This is a genomic window from Paractinoplanes hotanensis (genome assembly GCF_023717965.1).
Taxonomy (GTDB): domain Bacteria; phylum Actinomycetota; class Actinomycetes; order Mycobacteriales; family Micromonosporaceae; genus Actinoplanes; species Actinoplanes polyasparticus.
In genome coordinates this window covers 84698-104702 of sequence record NZ_JAMQOL010000032.1, presented here as the reverse complement: position 1 = coordinate 104702, position 20005 = coordinate 84698, and the positions used below count along the sequence as shown (strand labels likewise).

Sequence of the window (20005 nt, the reverse complement as noted above, 5' to 3'; positions counted from 1 at the left end):
TAGCGCGTGACCCGGCAGGTCTAGCATCCGGGGCATGGCGGGCGTGGAAGTGCCCCGGGGCGTGCGAGTGGCGACGCTGCTGGCCTGGCTGATGGTGCCGGCCGGCGCCCTGCTGCTCGCCGCCGGGGTGCTCGACCTCGCCTACTGGGCCTCACCCGGCGCCGAGCGGCTGACGGTCCTGATGAGAGACGTCGAGACCGAGCACGGTGTGCCGCTGCCGGCGATGATCCGCGACGGCCGGGGGGCGGTGTTGCTGGTCGTTCTGGGCGCGGCCGGGGTGGCGTACGCGGGCCTGGCGCCCTTGATCGGCCGGGGGGTGCGCTGGGCGCGCAGCTGGGGCGTGGGCCTCGGCTGCGCGATCTTCCTGATCGGGTTGACGACGATCGGGGCCGACGCGAGCCGGCCGAGCTATCTGCGCGACTACTTCACGGCGATGACGTGGCAGGGCATCGGCGACCGCATCCCGCAGGTCGAGGCCCTGCTCTATCCCCAGTGGTACGCCTGGCTCGAGGACATCGCCCAGGGCACTGTCACGCTGCTGGGCCTGGGCGTGGCGGTCGCGTTGATCTGGGCCGCGATCTCGCACGCCGACCACTTCATGTCCCGTGGCGACGTCGGCCGGCCCGACGAGTGGGACGACGCGATCGCCCGCATGCGAGCCAACCGCCGGCCCGGCGACCGGGGCTGACCCTCAGCCGTCGGCCCGCAGCTCGTCGATGCGCTCGCGCAGCAGGTCGGGGCGGCGGTGCAGGCCCGAGACGAGCAGCCCGACCAGCAACCGCACGTGCGGGCCGGCGTTCGGCAGCCGCATCCGGCCGACCAGCGCCCGTTCGAAGAGCAGCTGGAGCGCCTCGGCGGTGATCCCCAACCGGTCCCGGATCTCGGCGTCGGTCCACCCCTCGGCGCAGAGTCGCAGGGCGTGACGTTCCTGCTCGGTCATCCCCATGTCCTGAGGCAGCTCGCCGTGCCCGGCCCGGCTCAGTGCGGCCCGGAGACCGCGCAGCTCGTGCTCGTACCGGTCGTAGGTCAGGCCCGTGATCTGGAGCGCCGCGGTGAGTCGCCGTCCGTGCCGGAGCAGGACGAGCAGGTCGCGCAGGGGGTCCGCGGCGGGTATGCCGTACTGGTCGAGCACGGACAGGATCGCCCGGGCGAGTGTGGGGCCGACGCGACAGGGACGGTTCACCGCCTCGCAGAGGGTGTCGGCCAGCGGCCAGCGGCCGAGGTTCTTGGCCACCACGTCGTTCGCGCCGTTCACCCAGACGGCGACCTGGGCCCGCGGGTCGGCGCCGGCGGTCTGCACGACCGTCGGCACGGCGTCGGCGAGCAGGGCGCGGATCTCGTCCACGGGACCCACGTGGTCCGGGTCGAGGAGGCGTACGTCGTGCCGGAGCCGGGCGAGGCCGGCCACCGTGCCGACCGGTGGGAGGATGCGGAGCCGGGGATCGTCGCGGAGCAGTTCGGGGACGCTCCGACGGGTCGGGTCATGGTCGTCGACAACAGCCACGTGCAGGACCACCGGGAAGCTCCTCGGGAAGTCGGTGTGACGTCGTCTGCCGAGGCTAACAACGACTGCCCGGCAACCGTCCTCCCCGAACGGGTGGCCGCCCGATTCGGTAGCGTGCCGGGGTGTCCGCACCGCTGTTTCTCGTCGAGGCCCTGCCCGCTGCCGACCTTCACACGCTGGACGGGCCCGAGGGGCACCACGCCGCCGACGTCCAACGGCTGCGGGCCGGCGAGACGATCATCCTCGCCGACGGACGGGGTGGCAGCGCGACTGCCAAGGTGACCGCGGCGCGCAAGGGCAGCGTCGACGTCGAGATTCTCGATCGTGAGCACGTGCCGGCGGCCGACCCGCGCCTGGTCGTGGTGCAGGGCATCGCCAAGGGCGACCGCGGCGAGCTGGCCGTGCAGGCGATGACCGAGATCGGCGTCGACGAGATCCTGCCCTGGGCCGCGTCCCGCTCGGTGGCGCAGTGGCGCGGCGACCGGGGCGCCCGGGCCCGCGACAAGTGGGCGGCCACCGCCCGCGAGGCCGCCAAGCAGGCCCGGCGGGCGTGGCTGCCGCTGGTCGGCGGCGACCCGGACTGCTCGACGAAGCAGATCGTGGCCCGCCTGGCCGCCGCGGACGCGGCTTTTGTGCTCCATGAGGAGGCGACCGGCTCGCTGAGCGCGGCCGGCCTGCCCGCGTCGGGCGAGATCGCGCTGGTGGTGGGCCCCGAGGGTGGCATCAGCGACGCGGAGCTGGAGGCGTTCACAGGCGCCGGGGCGACGGCCGTCCGGCTCGGCCGCGAGGTGCTGCGCACTTCGACGGCGGGCATGGCCGCGCTGTCCGTGCTGTCCGCGCGGTTAGGCCGATGGTGAGCGCAGCCCGCGGTAGCGGCGGCGTTCCAGGCCGGGCAGCAGGATGTGCTCGTCGAGGTCGCGGCCGGTGGCGACCTGGTCGGACAGGCGGGCGGCGAAGCGGCGCGCGGGCAGGCGGCGCAGGCCCCGTGCGGGCAGGCGGCCGGCGAACGGACCGGTGAGTCGGCGCAGGCGACGGCCCTGTGCGGCGATCGCGGCCTCCACGGCGGCGAAGGGGGCGTAGACCGCGTGCACCTCGCCGGCCGGTTCGGCGCCGGCCATCGGCACGAACGGGAAGCCGAGGAGCGTCAGCTCGCCGTGGGCGCGCTGGTCGAGCAGAGCAACCAGATGGCGTACGCCCGCACGCTGGCCCGCCCGCAGCAGTGACCGATACAAAAGAGCACTTACAGTAACGGCCGATCGATCGCTGCGGTAGTCGGGAAGAACACTCAGAGTAGCGAGATCCCAGATCGTGCCGCCGTCGTGCAGCCCATGCGCCTCGACCACCGCGGACAGGTCGCGCCCGATCCGCTCGGGGCCGTCGTCCAAGGCGCGGCCACCCCCGCGGACGACCTGGCCTACCCCTGCCGGCAGCCCGGTCCGCCGGTCCAGCACGATCATAAAGATGCTGTTCACGTCGTGTTCGGTTGCGCTCGACGGTGCCACCGTGCGGGCGACGTCGGCGGTCGGGTCGGTCGGCCCGACGGCCAGCGCGGCGAACCGTCCGCCGGTCGGATGCGCCGCCAGCGCCGCGGCGCAGTGCCGGGCCAGCGCCTTGGCATCGAGCTCAGGAATCCGCGTCATGCAAGGCGTCCTAACGGGCTTAACGGATCAACCGGACCAACACACTTTAGGCTTGAACTACTCTACGTGTCAGCGATCTTGGTCACAATGAGTTAGATCTTGCGATGGAGACGCGACCCCCGCCCGTGACTAAGGGAAGTCGCTCGATTGCTCTCCGGCCTTGATCTGATGAGGCAGCCGGGCCAAGGTCGATAGTCGATGACTGTCGAATTCCCGCCGACCCTCCCGTGGGCATGACCCTGCTGTGGCGGACGCTGCTCCGCAACCGTGGCCGGGTCGCGTCCGGCAGCCTGCTGATCGGGCTGCACCAGGGCTGCCAGGCGGTCGTCCCGATCCTCATCGGCGTCATCGTCGACCGGGCCGTCGCGCCCGGGCACCTGGGCATGCTGGCGCTCTGGGTCAGCATCCTCGCCGCGCTGTTCCTCGTGCTGACGGTCGCCTACCGGGCGGGCACGCGGCAGCTCATGCGGGCGATCGCCGACGAGGCCCACGGGCTGCGGCTCGAGGTGGCGGCCAAGGTGCTCGACCCGCGGACGGAGGTGCGCACCGGCGACGTGCTGACCATCTCGACGACCGACGCGGACACCACGTCGTACCTGCTGGACTATCTGCCCCGGCTGTTCGGGGCGCTGGTCGCCACGGCCATCAGCGCGGTCGGGCTGTGCCTGATCTCCGTACCCCTGGGCCTGGTGGTGTTGATCGGAACCCCCGTCGTGCTGGTCGGGTTGCAGCGGGCGGCGCCCCGGATCACCCGCCGGGTCGCCGCCCGGCAGGAGGTCGCGGGACGGGCCGCCTCGCTCGCCACCGACCTGGTCACCGGACTGCGCCCGCTGCGGGGGATAGGCGCCCAGGACGCCGCCGCCCACCGCTACCGCGACGTCAGCCGCGAGTCGCTGAGCGCCACGCTGCGCGCGGCCAAGACGCTGGGCTGGTTCCAGGCCGCCTCGGACACGGTCAGCACGCTGGTGGCCTGCGGCATCGCGATCCTGGCGGGCTGGTTCGCGCTGAGCGGGCGCATCTCGGCGGGCGAGCTCGTGACGGTCATCGGCCTGGCCGCGTTCCTGGGTGAGCCGTTCGCCACGCTCTCGGCCGCGCCCGGCTGGTTCGCGTCGTCGCGGGCCTCGGCCGAACGGATCGAGGCGGTGCTCGACCTCTGCCCGGCCGCCCCGCCGACCGGCGCCAACCCGGTGCCGCCGGTGGCCGGCGAGTGCGTCGGGGTGGTGGTCGAGCCGGACGCGGGGGCGCTGGTGGCTCTGCTCGACGACGGCTCCCCGGACGTGCTGGTGGCGCCCCACCTGCCCGAGCTGTTCAGCGGCACGATCCGCGAGAACCTGCTCGAACCGGCCGGCCCGGACCTGTTGGGTGAGGTGCTGCGGGCGTCGGCCGCCGACGACGTGGTGGCGGCCCACCCGGACGGGCTCGAGCATGCCATCGCCGACCGGGGCGCGGCGCTCTCGGGCGGTCAGCGGCAACGGCTCGCCCTGGCCCGCGCGCTGCTGGCCGGCCCGCGGCTGCTGGTGCTGCACGAGCCGACCACGGCGGTCGACGCGGTGACCGAGCACGCGATCGCCCGCGGCATCCGGGAGCTGCGCCACCGGCCCGGCTCGACGCTGGGGACGCTGCTGGTCACCACCAGCCCGGCTCTGCTGGCCGTGACCGACCGGGTGATCGTGGTGCGTGACGGCCACGTGGTGGCGACCGGGACGCACGCTTCGCTGGCCGCGGGCGACGAGACCTACCAGGCGGCGGTGCTGCGGTGACTCACGCCCTTCCGATCGCGACCCCGCGGCAGACCTGGCTGTGGCTCTGCTCGCAGTTGCGGCTCCGCCGGCTCGAACTGGCGTTCACGGTGGCCACCGGGCTGGGCGCGGCCGCCGCCTCGGTGGTTCCGGTCACCGCGCTCGGTCAGCTGGTCGATCTCGTACGGGACGGCGCCGCCTCGGCCGCCCTTGTGCCCATCGGCCTGCTCGTGACCGGGATCGCCCTGCTCGGCGGCATCGCCGCCGGGGCCACCACCACCCTGGTCACTCGTCTCGGCGAGCGCATCCTGGCCAACCTGCGCGAGCAGACGGTCAGCGTCGCGCTGCGCCTGCCCGCCACCACGCTCGACCGGGTCGGGCGGGGCGACCTGCTGGCCCGGGTCGGAGCCGACGTGGCCGCGGTCGGCGCGGCGGTGGCCGAGGTGCTGCCGACCGTCATCTCGGCGCTGTTCCTGGCCCTGCTCAGCGTGACCGGGATGTTCGGACTGGACTGGCGGCTGGGCCTGGCCGGGCTCGCGGCCATGCCCGCCTACCTGCTCGCGCTGCGCTGGTACCTGCCGCGGTCGGCGCCGATCTACGCCGCCGAGCGGGCCGCGGTCGGCGCCCGCTCGCAGCTGCTGATGGAGAGCCTGCAGGGGGTGCGCACGGTCCACGCGTACCGGCTCGAACGCCGCCACCTGGACGCGATCAACGACGCCTCGGCGCGCGCCCGGGATCTCTCGGTCGGAGTGTTCGCGCTGTTCACCCGGTTCGTCGGGCGGATCAACCGGGCTGAGCTGATGGGGCTGGCCACCATTCTGGTCGCCGGTTTCTGGTACGTGCGCAACGGCTGGGTGACGGTCGGCGAGACCGCCGCGGCCGCGGTGCTGTTTCACCGCCTGTTCAACCCGGTCTCGATGATCCTGTTCACCTTCGACGAGATCCAGGCGGCCGGCGCGGGGCTGGCCCGGCTGGTCGGAGTGGGCACGTTGCCGGTGGCCCCGACCGGCGTGCGCCCGCTGGCCGACGCCGACCTGACCCTGCGCGACGTGACCTTCGGGTACGAGGAGCGGGTGCCGGTGCTGCGCGGGATCAGCCTGCGCGTGGCGCCGGGGGAGCGGGTCGCGCTGGTCGGCTCGACCGGGGCCGGCAAGACCACGGTCGCCTCGATCGCGGCCGGCGTTCTGCGCCCGCTGAGGGGCACGGCCACCGCCGGCGGGGTGCCGGTCGACCAGCTCGCGCCCGGCATCGTGGCCATCATCAGCCAGGAGGTGCATGTCTTCGCCGGTCCGTTGATCGAGGACCTGCGGCTGGCCCGCCCGGGCGCGACGACCGAGGCCGCCGAGGCTGCGCTGGCCCTGGTCGGCGCGCTGGACTGGGCTCGGACCCTGCCGGAGGGCCTGGCGACCGTGGTGGGTGAGGGCGGGCACCCGCTGACCGCGGCCCAGGCGCAGCAGCTGGCGCTGGCCCGGCTGGTGCTGCTGGACCCGGCGATCGCCGTCCTCGACGAGGCCACCGCGGAGGCCGGCAGCTCGGGCGCGCGCGAACTGGAGGAGTCGGCGCTGGCGGCCACCAAGGGGCGCACCACGCTGCTGGTGGCGCACCGGCTCACCCAGGCGGCGGGGGCCGATCGCATCGTGGTGCTCGAGCACGGGGCCGTGGTCGAGGAGGGCGCCCACGACGATCTGGTCGCCGCGGGTGGGCGTTATGCCACGTTGTGGTCTGCGTGGCAGTCCCGTAGCCAGCCCACTGGGCCCGTTCAGCCCACCCCGCCCGACCAGGGGGCGGGCCCAAATTACACCGGGCGGGGTGGGCCGGACGGGTTGTCCACAGGGGATTTTCTGTGAGCCTGTCTACATCTTGAGGGTGGCGGTCAGGCGGGGGTCGTCCAGGGCGTGCGCGGCGATCACCCGGTATTCGCCCGGGCGGCGCTGCCAGCCACCGTCGGCCCAGGTCTCGAAGGTCCGCGGCGGCAGCGGGATGCGCACGGTCACCGTCTCCTCGGGCGCTGCCTCCACGTTCGCGAAGCCGGCCAGCCAGCGCTCCGGCCGGTCGGGGTCGACCGGCGACGGCCCGACGTAGATCTGCACGACCTCGCGGCCGGCCCGTGCGCCGGTGTTGGTCAGCGTCACCACGGCCTCCGTCTCGTTGACGTTCAGCTCGTCGTACTGCCAGGACGTGTAGCCGGCGCCGTGCCCGAACGCGTACAGCGGGGCCACGCCGGAACGGAGCCAGCCGCGATAACCGACGAAGATCCCTTCCTCGTACGACACCACGCCGTCCCGTGGCTCGACCGCGAGCACCGGGCAGTCCTCCTCGAGGCGCGGCCACGTCGTGGGCAGCCGGCCGCCGGGCTCGGTCACGCCGAGCAGCACGTCGGCCAGCGCGGCGCCCGCCTCCTGCCCCGGGAACCAGGTGAGCAGCACCGCCGCGACCTCGTCGGCCCACGGCAGCAGCACCGGGGAGCCGGCGTTGACGACCACGACCGTACGGGGATTGGCCGCGGCCACCCGCGACACGAGCTCGTCCTGCCGGCCGGGCAGCGCGAGCGACGTGCGGTCGAAGCCCTCGGACTCGGTCTGCTCGGTGGTGCCGACCACGATCACGGCGACGTCCGAGCCGGCGGCCAGCCGCACCGCCTCGGCGATCAGGCCTTCGTCGTCGGGGCCGGGCGGGCGGTGGCCGAGCGTGGTGGAGACCGTGTGGGCCATGCCGCGGGCGATGCTCTGCCGGATCACGACCGGGACGGGCACCCCGGCCTCGAGCGTGGCCGTGGCCCGCTGCTCGCGCGGGGAAAGCAGCAGGTCGGCCCGGGTCGCGCCCGGGGGGTGCAGCGTGCCCTCGTACAGAAGCTCATCGCCGACCCTCAGCTCGAACGTGCCGAAGCCGGAGACCGCGAAGGTGTGCTCGCCCCCGGCCTCGGGTGTGAACGTCGTCTCCAGGCGGATCTCGTCGATGCCGGCCGGGTCGAGCCCGCCGGGCAGCGAGCCGATCCAGCGCACCGCGGCCGGGTCGACCTGGAACGAGTAGTCGCCCATGGTGACCGTCGCGGGGGTCCAGCCGGGACCGTGCGCGGCGGGCAGGAACGGGCGCGGGTCGGCGCCGGTCGCGTACTCGACGTCCACTCCGGACAGGCGCTCCCTGAGGCCGTCGAGCGGTGAGATCACGTGCGGCGGCGAGACCTGGGCGCTGCCGCCGCCGAGCACCCGGGCGTCGGCGGCCAGGGCGCCGATCACCGCGACCTTGGTCAGGGCGGCCGGCTCGAGGGGAAGGGCGAAGTTCTCATTGCGTACGAGGACGAACGAGCGCGCCGCAACCTCGTGCGCGATGGCGTCGCCGTCGAGGTCGGCGGGCGGGGTCACGGCCGGCCCGCCGTCGAGCACGCCGACCCGCTGGGCCAGCCGCAGCACGCGCCGCACCTTGTCGTCGACGACCTCCTCGGGCACGTCGCCGGCCCGGACGGCGGCCACCAGCTTGTCGCCCCACGGGTTCTCCAGCGCCGGCATCGCGATGTCGAGCCCGCCCAGCGCGGCGCCGACCGTCGAGCGCGCGGCCCGCCAGTCCGAGACCACGATCCCGTCGAAGCCCCACTCGCGCTTGAGAATCTCGTCCTGGAGCGGCCCGTTCTGCGCCATCGACTGCCCGTTGACGCTGTTGTAGGCGCTCATCACGCCCCAGCCGCCCTCCTCGACGACGCGTTCGAACGGGGCCAGGTAGATCTCGCGCAGCGCCCGGTCGCCGATCCGGACGTCGACCTCCATGCGGTCGGTCTCGAAGTCGTTGCCCACCAGGTGCTTGACCGTCGTGCCGACGCCGTGCTGCTGCACACCCCGGACGAAGCCGACCGCGATCTCGCCGCTGAGCAGCGGGTCCTCGGAGTAGCACTCGAAGTGGCGGCCGCCCAGCGGCGTGCGCTGCAGGTTGACCGTCGGCCCCAGCAGCAGGTGCACCCCCTTGCGCCGCGACTCCTGTCCCAGCAGCTGCCCGGCCCGCTCCGCGAGCTCGACGTCCCAGGCCGCGGCCAGCGCGGTCGGGCTGGGCAGCGCGATCGACGGGTCGTCGGGCGCCCAGCCGACGCCGCGCACCCCGATCGGCCCGTCCGACATCACCAGCGAGCGCAGCCCGATCCGCTCGATCGCCGGCAGCGACCAGAAGTCCTGCCCGGCGAGCAGCGAGACCTTTTCCTCGAGGCTCAACTGTGTGAGCAGATGCTCGACATCGGTCATGGAAGCGCTCCCATCCTTCGTGCCCGTCGCTGCCACCTTAGGATCTTGGGGATGGAGACCCATCCCCCGGTCCGCTACGAACGGGCCGTCCGCAAGGCGCAGGCCGACGGCCGCGTACCCGCCCTCGCCGTCGCCCTGCACCGCGCCGACCGCGATCCCTGGGTGCTGACTGTCGGCGATTCGGGCAACCCGGCGCATCCGCTCGGCCCCGGCACCCGGTTCCGGATCGGCTCGATCACCAAGACTTTCACGGCGGTGCTGGTCCTGCAGGCCCGCGACGACGGGCTGCTCGACCTGGACGACCCGATCGCCAAGCACCTGTCCGTGCCGGCCCACGGCGACGCGACGGTCCGGCGCCTGCTGTCGCACACGGCCGGGTTCCAGCGGGAGCCGTACGGGGACATCTGGGACACGCTGCGGGCGCCCGACGACGGCGAGGTGCTGGCCCAGCTCGACCGGGCCGAGCGGGTGCTTCCCAACGGCCGCCGCTTCCACTATTCGAACCTGGGCTTCGCGGTGCTCGGGCAGCTGGTCGCGAAGCTGCGCGGCAGAACCTGGGCCGAGGTCGTGACCGAGCGGGTGATCGAACCGCTGGGCCTGGGCGCCACGACGCTGCACCCGCCGCGGGAGGCCGCCGTCGGCTACGTCGTCGACGACTTCTCGGACGCGGCCCGCCCCGAACCGCAGACCGACCTCGGCGGCGCCGGACCGGCCGCCCAGCTCTGGAGCACCGCCGGCGACATGGCCACCTGGGGCGCTTTCCTGGCCGACCCGGCGACGGTCGACCCGAACGGCAAGGTGCTGGCGGCCGCGACCCTCGACGAGATGCGCTTCCCGGCCACGGTCACCCACGAGGCGTTGTGGCTGGACGGCTTCGGGCTGGGCCTGATCGTCGAGCCGCAGGGCCGGTTCGTGACGCATGTCGGGCACGACGGCGCGATGCCGGGGTTCCGCGCCGCGGCGTACGGGCGCCGGGGTGGCGACGGGCTGCCGCCCGGGCTCGGCTGCGCCGTCCTGGGCTCGTCGGGTACCGCCCGGGTGATCAATGAACTGGTGCACGACCTGCTGAAACTCGCCGTCGAGCTCGACCCGGCAGAGATCTCGCCGTGGCGGATCGCGCCGCCCGCGCCCGAGGAGTACCGGTCGATCCTCGGTCACTGGTACAGCGAGGGCACGCCGCTGGTCTTCGCGTGGCACGGCGGCGCCCTGCAGGCGCGGCTGGCCGACGGGGCCGCGGACGTCCCGCCGGCGATCTTCGAACCCCTGCCGGGACGGCCGGACGTGCTGCGGACGGTGAGCGGCCGGGAGACCGGGGAGCTGCTGCGCCTGAGCCGGGACTCCTCGGGCACGGTCGTCCGGATGCACTGGGCCACCTACCGCGTGACCCGGGTGCAGGACGGCTTCGACGGCGGGCCGGCGTCGGCCGGTGGTTTCGACGCCTGACGCGGCGATAATGGCATCGGCGCGCGGGCGGCCGAGCGGATACGATGGCACGATCCTCAGGTACGCCGTCCACCCGGGCGACGAAGAGAACGAGAGCAGGTGGCGGAGGCCCTCTGGGCCGCCCTATGACCGGTACGCCGAACCCTTCCAGCGCGGGCTCCAGCGGCGCGGCGCGGGTGCAGACCAAGATCTCGGTCAACGACCCCAAGATCATGGTGAACCTGCTGGGTGCCAAGGACGAAATCCTGCGGCTCATCGAGCGAACCCTCGCCAGCGACGTGCACGTCCGCGGCAACGAGATCACCATCACCGGTGACCCCGCCGAGAACGCCACCGCCGAGCGACTCTTCTCCGAGCTGATCGAACTGATCGAGCGCGGCGAGACGCTCAGCGTCGACTCGGTGCGCCGCACCGCGACGATGCTCGAGGACGCGACCGCCGAGCGCCCGGCCGAGGTGCTGACGCTCAACATCCTGTCCCGTCGCGGCAAGACCATCCGACCCAAGACGCTGGGCCAGAAGCGCTACGTCGACGCCATCGACGAGAACACCATCGTCTTCGGCATCGGCCCCGCCGGCACCGGCAAGACGTACCTGGCGATGGCCAAGGCCGTCCAGGCGCTGACGGCCAAGCAGGTCAGCCGGATCATCCTCACCCGCCCCGCGGTCGAGGCCGGCGAGCGGCTGGGCTTCCTGCCCGGCACGCTCAACGAGAAGATCGATCCCTACCTGCGCCCGCTCTACGACGCGCTGCACGACATGCTCGACCCCGAGTCGATCCCGCGCCTGATGGCCGCGGGCACGATCGAGGTCGCCCCCCTGGCCTACATGCGCGGCCGGGCGCAGCCGTTGACGGCCAAGGTGCTGACGCCCGACGGCTGGCGGCAGATCGGCGATCTGCGCGTCGGTGACCTCGTCGTGGGCTCGGACGGCCTGCCGACTTCCGTGCTCGGGGTCTATCCGCAGGGCAAGAAGCCGGTGTACCGGGTGACAACTCAGGATGGCGCCTCGACTCTGGCCTGTGGCGAGCATCTCTGGACGGTTCGCACCGTCGACGACCGCAGCCACGGCCGTCCCTCGCGGGTGCTGCAGACCCAGGACATGATCGGCAAGCTCCGCCGCGGTCCCGTCCACCGATACGAACTTCCGCTGGTGGACGCGGTGGAATTCGTTCCCCAGGACGTGCCGATGGACCCGTACGCACTGGGGCTCCTACTCGGTGACGGCTGCCTGACCACGGCGACCACGCCATCGTTCTCGACGAACGACCCGGAGCTGGCGGAGTCGCTCGACGCGGCCCTGCCGGGCATCACGCTGTTCCGCAAAAATGAGGTCGACTACATCTTGCGGCAGTCCGGCGGCGGTGGCCGAGGTGGTGTGATCACTGCGAATCCGGTTACCGCGGTGCTTCGTGAGCTTGAGCTTGCCGGAACCCGGTCGGACACCAAGTTCGTGCCGGAGCGCTACTTGATGAACAGCGCCGCGGTGCGACTCGCTGTTCTGCAAGGCCTGCTCGACAGCGACGGCGGGCCGGTCGCGCAGACCGGGCGCACCTGCCGTGTTCAGTACACGACCTGCTCCGAGCGGCTCCGCGACGACGTGGTCTTTCTCGTCCGCTCGCTCGGCGGGACCGCCACCTGGCGGACAAGGCCGGCTGCAGGTCGTAAGGCGGGCCTGGCGAAGGGCCGGCCGGTCGGATACCGGCATGACGCCTACGTGCTGGAGATCCGGCTGCCGGAGTCCGTGGAGCCCTTCCGGCTGGAACGCAAGCGTGAGATCCACACTCTGGCCGGCGGCGGGAAGCCGATGCGGTTCATCCACGCGATCGAGCCCGAGGGCGAGACCGAGACGGTCTGCATCCAGGTCGCGGCCGAGGACTCGCTCTACGTCACCGACGACCTGATCGTCACTCACAACACCCTCAACGACGCGTTCATCATTCTCGACGAGGCGCAGAACACGACGCCCGAGCAGATGAAGATGTTCCTGACGCGTCTCGGGTTCGGTGCCAAGATCGTGGTCACCGGCGACGTCACGCAGGTCGACCTGCCCGGCGGCACCAGCAGTGGTCTCAAGGTCGTCCGTGAGATCCTGCAGAATGTCGAAGATGTGCACTTCGCCGAGCTGTCCAGCTCCGACGTCGTGCGCCACCGGCTCGTCGCCGAGATCGTCGACGCGTACGCGCGCTACGACGACGAGCAGGAACGCGCCGCCACTCAATCCGTCCACGCCGTCCCCGGCCGCGCCGCCAGTGGCGGCCGCGCGGGGCGCCGGCGCTGATACCAAGGGGTAAGAGCACCACTATGTCCATCGAGATCGCCAACGAGTCGGGAGTCGAGGTCGACACCGACGCGATCCTCGCGGTGGCCCGGCACGCCCTCGACGAGATGGGGGTCAACCCCCTCGCCGAGCTGTCGATCCTGCTCGTCGACATCGACTACATGGCCGAGCTCAACCACCGCTGGATGGGCGGTGACGGTCCCACCGACGTGCTCGCGTTCCCGATGGACGAGGGCAGCGTCGACCACGGCCCCGGCGAGGCCGGCGTGGGCGAGCCGGCGCTGCTCGGCGACATTGTGCTCGCGCCCGAGGTGGCCGCGAAACAAGCCGTCGCCGCCGGGCACTCGGCCGCCGACGAGCTGCACCTGCTGACCGTGCACGGTGCTCTGCACCTGCTCGGCTACGACCACGCCGAGCCGGAGGAGGAGCGCGAGATGTTCGCCCTGCAGAACAGGCTGCTCCAGAGCTGGCGGGCCGGACGGGCCGGCGGCTGAGTCGTGGACCCCGCCCATCTGATCGCGGCCGGTCCGGCTTCGGCCGGCCTGCCGGACGTGCAACTCATCATCTTCGCGGTGCTGCTGGTGTTCCTGGCCGGCCTCGCTTCGATGGCCGACGCGGCGCTGGGCAGTGTCTCCGCGGCCCGCGCGACGGAAATGGCCCGCGAGGGCGAGCGCGGCGCCGCGGCGCTGGCCGCGGTCGCCGCCAACGTGGTGCGCCACCTCAATCTGCTGTTGCTGCTGCGACTGCTGTGTGAGCTCACCGCGACCACGCTGGTCGCGCTGGTCGCCGTCGACAGCTGGGGCATCGGCTGGACGGCGGCGCTGGTCACCGCGGGCACGATGACCGTGGTCAGCTTCGTGGTGGTCGGGGTGGCGCCGCGCACGGTGGGGCGCCAGCACGCGTACGCCGTGGGTAAGGCCGCCGCGCCGCTGGTGCGCTGGCTCGGCCGGGTACTCAACCCGCTCGCCTCGCTGCTGATCCTGATCGGCAACGCGGTGACGCCGGGCAAGGGCTTCCCCGAGGGGCCGTTCGGCAGCCAGGTCGAACTGCGGGAACTGGTCGACCTGGCCGAGCAGCGCGGCGTCGTCGAGCACGGCGAACGCGAGATGATCCACTCGGTCTTCGCGCTGGGCGACACGATCGCCCGCGAGGTGATGGTGCCCCGCACCGAGATGGTCTGGATAGAGGCCTCGAAGTCCCTGCAACAGGCGCTCTACCTGTTCCTGCGGTCGGGCTTCTCGCGCATCCCGGTGATCGGCGAGAGCGTCGACGACGTGCTCGGCGTGGTCTACCTCAAGGACGTGATCCGCCGCACCCAGAACGGCGACCCGGCCTCGACCGCGCAGGCGGTGGCCGACCTGATGCGGCCGGCGACCTTCGTCCCCGAGTCCAAGCCGGTCGACGACCTGCTCTCCGAGATGCAGGCGGCCCGCACCCACCTGGTGATCGTCGTCGACGAGTACGGTGGCACAGCCGGCCTGGTCACGATCGAGGACATCCTGGAAGAGATCGTCGGCGAGATCACCGACGAGTACGACGTCGAGCGGCCCCCGGTGGAACACCTGGACGACGGTGCGGTGCGCGTCACGGCCCGGCTGCCGATCGAGGATCTGGGCGAGGAGTTCGGGGTCGAACTGCCCGCCGACGAGGTCGAGACGGTCGGCGGCCTGCTGGCCCAGACTCTGGGCCGGGTGCCGATCCCGGGCGCCACGGTCGACGTCGGCGGCCTGCACCTGGTCGCCGAGGGCACGACCGGCCGGCGCAACCGGATCGACTCGGTGCTGGTGCGCCGGGTCGAGCCGCCGGAGCCCGCCGTCGACACCCCGTCCGACAACACGACCGAGAACGAGGAGAAACAGACCGCCGATGCCTGACACGGACACCTTGAGCGCCGAGGACACCAAGCTGGTCACCCTGGCGCGCAGCGCTCGCGCCCGGGTGGGCGCGGCCGAGGGGGCGGCGGTCCGCGACCAGGACGGCCGCACCTACGCGGCGGCCACGGTGACGCTGCCCAGCCTGTCGGTGACGGCGCTGCAGCTCGCGGTGGCGTCGGCGGTGGCGTCGGGCGCCAAGCTCATCGAGGCGGCGGCGGTCGTCACCGAGACGGCTGCGCTCGAGCCGGCGGGCCAGGCCGCGGTGCGTGACCTGGCGGCTGAGGCCCCGATCCACGTGGCCGACCCGGCGGGCAGCCTGTGCGGCACGGTCACGGCATGAGCGACTCCGCTGCCTCTCCCGGCCAGACCCCCTCTCCGTCCTCGCCCGAGAGCCCGCGGGCCGGCGGGGGAGCCCGCAAGCCGCGCTCTCGTGGCGCATCGTCGGCGGCCGGCTCTTCGGCGGCGGGCGGCGGCGGTTCGCAAACCGCTGCTTCTGCGTCGAGTGACGGCACCCCTTCTGAGTCGCGTGCGGGTGGGGATGGGCGTAGTGCCGGTTCTTCCCATGCCGGTGGGGATGGCCGTGGTTCCGCTTCTTCGCGTGCGGCGGACGGCGGACGCGGTGCTGCGGCACGCGGTGCCGGCGGGAAGGCGGGGCGCTCGGCGGGCACTTCGCGCTCTCTGGCGTCCCGGAACTCTGCGGCGGGTTCTTCGGGCTCGAGTGGCGCACGTTCGGCTGGATCCTCGGCTTCGGCTGGTGGGCGGTCGGGGGGATCCGCGGCCTCGGGCGGCGGACGGTCCACGGCGTCCGGCGGTGAGCGGCGGCTGACGGCGGGGGAGCGGAACGAGATCCGGCGTCAGGAGCGGCGGGCCGCGCGGCGGGCCGAGAGCTCGTCCGGAGGACGGCGGGAAACTCCGAGAGCCGGCGGCGAGCCGGGTCTGCGGGCGGGAGCCAGGCCGGAGTGGGTGCGCGGCGAGTCGCGCGGTGACTCTGATCGGGCCGGTTCCGGCGGGAGAGACATGGCGCGTACGTCAAAAATGCGGGACGTCGCCGCCCGGGGTGACCAGCGTCCGAAGCGGGTCGGAGCTGACGGTGAGGCTCGGCCGAAGCGGGTTGGTGCTGATGGTGAGGCCCGGCCGAAGCGCGTGCCGCGGATCAACCAGCGGCTGAGGCAGGCCGGCGCTCCGAGCAGCCAGAGCACGAAGCCAGCCGCTCCGAGTCAGAGCGCGAAGCCAGCCGCTGACCAGAGCGCGAAGCGGGCCGACGCTGAGAGCACGCCTATGGTTCGTCCTGGCCGGCGGGTCCATAAGCATCGGGAAGCGTCCATTGCCGCGGCGTCGGGCGATGTTTATCGTGCCGGGTTCGCCTGCTTTGTCGGGCGGCCCAACGCCGGCAAGAGCACGCTGACCAACGCGATCATCGGGCAGAAGATCGCGATCACCTCGAACAAGCCGCAGACGACGCGGCACGTGATCCGGGGCATCGTCCACCAGGAGAACGCGCAGCTCGTGCTGGTCGACACGCCGGGCCTGCACCGGCCGCGCACGCTGCTGGGCGAGCGGCTCAACGACCTCGTGCGCGAGGTGTGGAGCGAAACCGACGTGATCGGCGTCTGCTTCCCGGCCGACGAACCGGTGGGCAAGGGTGACCGGTTCATCTCGTCCGAGCTGGCCGAGCTCAAGGCGACGGTGATCGCGGTGGTGACCAAGGTCGACCTGGTCGACTCGGCGACGCTGGCCAAGCACCTGCTCGCGGTCAGCGAGTTGTACGACTTCGCGGAGATCGTGCCGGTCAGTGCGGTTTCCGGGCATCAGGTGCAGACGCTGGTGGACGTGCTGGTCAAGCACCTGCCGGAGTCGCCGCAGCTCTACCCGGACGACGTGCTGACCGACGAGCCCGAGCAGGTGCTGATCGCCGAGCTGATCCGCGAGGCGGCGCTCGAGGGTGTCCGCGACGAGCTGCCGCACTCGATCGCGGTGCTCGTGGAGGAGATGATGGTCGAAGGCGGCGTCACCAAGATTTACGCCGATCTTTATGTGGAGCGCGACAGCCAGAAGTCGATCGTGATCGGTTCGCGGGGAGCCCGGCTGAAAGAAGTCGGCAGCACCGCGCGCGCCGAGATCGAGCAGTTGATTGGCGCTCGCGTGTATCTCGATCTTCATGTGCGGGTGGCCAAAGAGTGGCAACGTGACCCACGTCAGCTGCGCAAACTCGGCTTTTGATTTCGTTTCTGCCCTATCCCGTAAGATCTAAACGTCGCGATATATTGATTATGGGATAGTTCACGCTGGTTTGCGACCTTAGTGCTGAGTTGGGTAACAACGACGCCTATGCGAAACCGGTACCTGGATCTGCTGCGCGCTGCCGCAACCGTCCGGGTCGTGGTCTATCACTCGTCCGGCTGGGCGGCCCTGACCATTGTCTTCCCGGCCATGTCGGTGATGTTCGCGCTGGCCGGCTCGATGATGGCGGCCTCGCTCGACCGCTACGGGCCGTTCGCGGTCGAGCGGCGCCTGCATCGTCTGCTGCCCGCGTTGTGGCTGCTGGCCGCGGTCGCCGTGCCGATGATGTTGATCGGCGGCATGGCCTGGGAGTGGCAGGTGCTGCTGTGGGCCTTCCCGCTGGAGGACCCGCCGGCCGCGGGCTTCTGGCTCGAGGGCCTGGCCGCGACGTGGTACTTGCGGGACTTCCTGTGGTTCGTCCTGCTCTCGCCCCTGCTGCTGCCCCTGTTCCGCCGCTTCCCCTTGACCACCCTCACCCTTCCGTACGCGGCTCTGGCGCTGATCACCTTCACCGGCGCCACCACCCACGTAATCGCGCGCGACCTGGCCCTCTACGGCGGCGCCTGGCTGCTGGGTTTCGCCCACCACGACGGCCTCCTGGCCCGCCGCCCGGCCCGGTCCGCCGCCCGCCGCCTGATTGCCCCGCCGTCCCGCCTCTCGACCTCACCCGCCGCCGAGTCGGCGTCCCGCGCCGTCTGGTCTGCGACCCGCGCCTCACCGGCAGCGCTCTCCTGCTCGTCGGCGGGCAGCGAGGCCCTGGTCCGCGGGGCGGCGCTGGCCCGCTACCGCTGGTGGATCGTCGGCGTGCTGGCCGCCACCGCAGCGGCCTGGGCGGTGACCCACCCGGGCCCGCGCGGCTACGACCTCAACGACATCCCGCTGGCCAACGCGCTCTGGTCGGCCGCATTCATCCTGGTCGCGCTGAGCGTGTCCCCGCGGGTGGCCCCACGCCGCATCCTGACCGTGCTCAACGCGCGGGCGCTCTCCATCTACCTCTGGCACGTCCCGCTGATCATCATCGTGGTCCGCTTCGCCGAGGCCACCGGCCTGCCGGTGCACGGCTGGGTAGGCATCTCCTGGCGCCTGGCCGTGGTGTCGGTGCTGCTCGCGATCGTCGTCATGCTGGTCGGCTGGGTGGAAGACATCTCCGCCGGTCGCCGCCCGTCGCTACTGCCCGGCGCCACCCGCCGCGTAGCCCCTGTCTCCCCAGCTCCAACCGGGGCCGTCGACCTGCAACGCGCCGGCCGCTGAGCCGTCCCGTTGTCCACATTCCCGGCTTGTCCACAACAAGGCCGGCGACGCCGACACGATCAAGCGCAACTTCGCGATAATGACCAGCGGGGGCTCCCCCGGTGGAGGGCGGGCTCGGCTCGACGGGTGATCTTGGGCTCAGCGGGCGCGGATGACCAGCGGCTGCGCCACCTGGCCGATGCTGCCGTCGAAGTCGTAGAGCTCGCCCGAGCTCAACCCCAGCCCGTCCGCGCTGAGGACGGTACGGCAGGCCAGGTGCACCCATTCGCCGCCGGCCGGGCGCAGCAGCGTGGTGGTCATCGTGGGCGGGATCGAGAGCCACTTGTCCATCGGCAGCACCGCCGAGACGCCGTTGGCCGAGTCGGCCACGATCAGCGCCCTGTCCTGCCCGTCGATCTGCTGCCCCTCGATCAGGGGCATCCGTACCCGGGTCCAGACGTGGGTCTCGCCGTCGGCCACACCCAGCTCACCCTTGGTGGCCCGCCACTCGATCGCCTCGCCGTAACCCCAGCCCTCGTAGTTAGGGAAGTCCCCATGGCCGTCGCCCTTGGGCAGGGGGTCGGCGTGGTCGGCGGGGGTGGTCACCGGCGGCTGCGGGCCGGGCGCGATGTGCCAGGCCCGGGCGGTCACCGCGACCCGGCCGTCGACGACCATGCGGGCCTCGTTGAGCGTAGTGAGCCGGCCGGGCTTGAGCGGCGAGACCTCGATGCGGAAGTCGCGGCGCGGGATGGGGCCGAGGAAGTCGACCGAGATGCGGGCCAGGCGCAGGCCGTCGACCGTGAGCACGCGGCCGAGCAGCGCGGCGGGCGGGCCGCCGTGCTGCATCCCGGAATCCCAGGGGCTCTCCGTCGATCGGGTCGGGCGGTAGTGGTCGTCGCCGAGCGGGAGATAGAAACTCATGCCCCGATGACTACCGCATTTCCGCTTCCCGTGCGCAGGTTGATCTCGTTCTTGGCGGTCGGGTCGTTGGTGATTCCCTGCACACCCTCGTCACCCGAGCCGCTGCTGGTGCTGATCTTGTAGCTGCCGACCGGCACCTGCACCTCGACGTCGCCGCTGGTGGTCTGGGCGGTCACCGAGTTGGGGGTGGAGAGCACGGCGTTGATGTCGCCCGAGGTGACCTTGAGCTTCACCGGGGCGGCGATGTCCATCGCCTCGATGTCGCCCGAGGTGGACTGCACGTCGACGGCCTTCTTCGCGTTGACCACCCGGATATTGCCCGAGGTGCCCCGCAGCTTGACCGTGCCGGCCGGGTCGACCACGGTGACGTCGCCCGAGGTGAGCTTGACGTCGGTGTCACCGAGCGAGTCGAACGAGATGTCGCCCGAGTCGAGCGCGCCGCTCACCTTCACCCCGGCCGGGGCGACGATCTCGTACGACACCGAGCAGTTGTGCCCGCACGAGGTGTCGATGATCAGCGTGCTGCCGTCGAGCCGGTAGGACTCGCCCGGGTCGGTGCTGCGGCGGATGATCCGCTTGATGCTGGTCTCGGTGACCGCGGCGGTGCTGATCGCGATGTCGCCGCTGCCACCGTCGAGCCGGATCGCGGTGATCTTGGTCTTCTCGGTGTCGTCGTACGTCATCTTGGCCCCGACCACTCCGGCGCACCCGGTCAGGGTGGCCGCCGTCGTGGCGGCGACGAGGACGAGAACTCCGGCACGCCGGGCGAGTGTCGCGGTCATGATGTCGACGCTATTGCCGGGGCCGGGTGGGCACCATCGGTCCTGTCACTGACCGGCCCCCTAGATGACCCTGAGATCCGGGTCAGG

General features: G+C 72.1%; 15 protein-coding genes and 3 pseudogenes. 13 read left to right on the top strand and 5 right to left on the bottom strand.

Annotated elements, in window-relative coordinates; translation table 11 throughout:
• Positions 1 to 34: 34 nt before the first annotated feature.
• Positions 35 to 688, top strand: coding sequence for a hypothetical protein (locus LXN57_RS23545; protein ID WP_251800337.1), 654 nt, complete (start codon positions 35 to 37; stop codon positions 686 to 688).
• A 3-nt stretch (positions 689 to 691) separates the two neighbouring features.
• On the opposite strand, the gene LXN57_RS23540 is transcribed toward LXN57_RS23545, so the two are convergent.
• A complete protein-coding gene (locus LXN57_RS23540) occupies positions 692 to 1516 on the bottom strand; it encodes a hypothetical protein (protein ID WP_251800336.1) in 825 nt (274 codons plus the stop codon).
• A gap of 110 nt (positions 1517 to 1626) precedes the next feature.
• On the opposite strand from LXN57_RS23540, the gene LXN57_RS23535 reads away from it, so the two are divergent.
• Complete coding sequence (locus LXN57_RS23535) at positions 1627 to 2361, top strand: 16S rRNA (uracil(1498)-N(3))-methyltransferase (RefSeq protein ID WP_251800335.1); 735 nt, start codon at positions 1627 to 1629, stop codon at positions 2359 to 2361.
• Here LXN57_RS23535 and LXN57_RS23530 read toward each other — a convergent pair.
• The gene (locus tag LXN57_RS23530; RefSeq protein ID WP_251800334.1) at positions 2347 to 3144 is read right to left on the bottom strand and encodes a hypothetical protein; all 798 of its coding nucleotides are present in this window, start codon (positions 3142 to 3144) and stop codon (positions 2347 to 2349) included. The genes LXN57_RS23535 and LXN57_RS23530 overlap by 15 nt on opposite strands.
• A 233-nt stretch (positions 3145 to 3377) precedes the next feature.
• Between LXN57_RS23530 and LXN57_RS23525 the strand changes: the two genes are divergently transcribed.
• A complete protein-coding gene (locus tag LXN57_RS23525; RefSeq protein WP_251800333.1) occupies positions 3378 to 4904 on the top strand; it encodes an ABC transporter transmembrane domain-containing protein in 1527 nt (508 codons plus the stop codon).
• A complete protein-coding gene (locus tag LXN57_RS23520) occupies positions 4901 to 6730 on the top strand; it encodes an ABC transporter ATP-binding protein (protein ID WP_251800332.1) in 1830 nt (609 codons plus the stop codon). The genes LXN57_RS23525 and LXN57_RS23520 overlap by 4 nt, the downstream gene beginning before the upstream one ends.
• A 6-nt stretch (positions 6731 to 6736) precedes the next feature.
• On the opposite strand, the gene LXN57_RS23515 is transcribed toward LXN57_RS23520, so the two are convergent.
• Complete coding sequence (locus tag LXN57_RS23515; RefSeq protein WP_251800331.1) at positions 6737 to 9109, bottom strand: beta-glucosidase H; 2373 nt, start codon at positions 9107 to 9109, stop codon at positions 6737 to 6739.
• A gap of 51 nt (positions 9110 to 9160) precedes the next feature.
• Between LXN57_RS23515 and LXN57_RS23510 the strand changes: the two genes are divergently transcribed.
• The 9 genes and pseudogenes from LXN57_RS23510 (at position 9161) to LXN57_RS23470 (ending at position 18236) form a co-directional block, all read left to right on the top strand.
• Positions 9161 to 10552 (top strand): serine hydrolase domain-containing protein, encoded by a 1392-nt coding sequence (locus LXN57_RS23510; RefSeq protein WP_251800330.1) that lies wholly within the window; start codon positions 9161 to 9163, stop codon positions 10550 to 10552.
• A gap of 125 nt (positions 10553 to 10677) precedes the next feature.
• Positions 10678 to 11391: pseudogene (locus LXN57_RS23505) on the top strand (PhoH family protein); the annotation flags it as partial.
• Positions 11380 to 12204: pseudogene (locus LXN57_RS48190) on the top strand (LAGLIDADG family homing endonuclease); the annotation flags it as partial. The pseudogenes LXN57_RS23505 and LXN57_RS48190, both read left to right, overlap by 12 nt.
• A 264-nt stretch (positions 12205 to 12468) precedes the next feature.
• A pseudogene (locus LXN57_RS23495) lies at positions 12469 to 12831 on the top strand (PhoH family protein); the annotation flags it as partial.
• 23 nt (positions 12832 to 12854) lie between these two features.
• Complete coding sequence (gene ybeY, locus LXN57_RS23490; RefSeq protein ID WP_221376523.1) at positions 12855 to 13325, top strand: rRNA maturation RNase YbeY; 471 nt, start codon at positions 12855 to 12857, stop codon at positions 13323 to 13325.
• Positions 13326 to 13328: 3 nt separating this feature from the next.
• Entirely contained in the window at positions 13329 to 14705 is a 1377-nt protein-coding gene (locus LXN57_RS23485) for a hemolysin family protein (protein WP_251800329.1), read from the top strand.
• Positions 14698 to 15045 (top strand): cytidine deaminase-like protein, encoded by a 348-nt coding sequence (locus tag LXN57_RS23480; RefSeq protein ID WP_251800328.1) that lies wholly within the window; start codon positions 14698 to 14700, stop codon positions 15043 to 15045. The genes LXN57_RS23485 and LXN57_RS23480 overlap by 8 nt, the downstream gene beginning before the upstream one ends.
• 938 nt (positions 15046 to 15983) lie before the next feature.
• Positions 15984 to 16925 carry a GTPase Era gene (era, locus tag LXN57_RS23475; protein WP_251800397.1) on the top strand — a complete coding sequence of 314 codons (942 nt, stop codon included), beginning with the start codon at positions 15984 to 15986 and terminating at the stop codon, positions 16923 to 16925.
• A gap of 108 nt (positions 16926 to 17033) precedes the next feature.
• Complete coding sequence (locus LXN57_RS23470) at positions 17034 to 18236, top strand: acyltransferase family protein (RefSeq protein WP_251800327.1); 1203 nt, start codon at positions 17034 to 17036, stop codon at positions 18234 to 18236.
• A gap of 138 nt (positions 18237 to 18374) precedes the next feature.
• On the opposite strand, the gene LXN57_RS23465 is transcribed toward LXN57_RS23470, so the two are convergent.
• On the bottom strand, positions 18375 to 19136 hold the full coding sequence (locus tag LXN57_RS23465) for a thioesterase family protein (RefSeq protein ID WP_251800326.1): 762 nt from the start codon (positions 19134 to 19136) through the stop codon (positions 18375 to 18377).
• Complete coding sequence (locus LXN57_RS23460; protein ID WP_251800325.1) at positions 19133 to 19918, bottom strand: DUF4097 family beta strand repeat-containing protein; 786 nt, start codon at positions 19916 to 19918, stop codon at positions 19133 to 19135. The genes LXN57_RS23465 and LXN57_RS23460 overlap by 4 nt, the downstream gene beginning before the upstream one ends.
• Between the last annotated feature and the right edge of the window lie 87 nt (positions 19919 to 20005).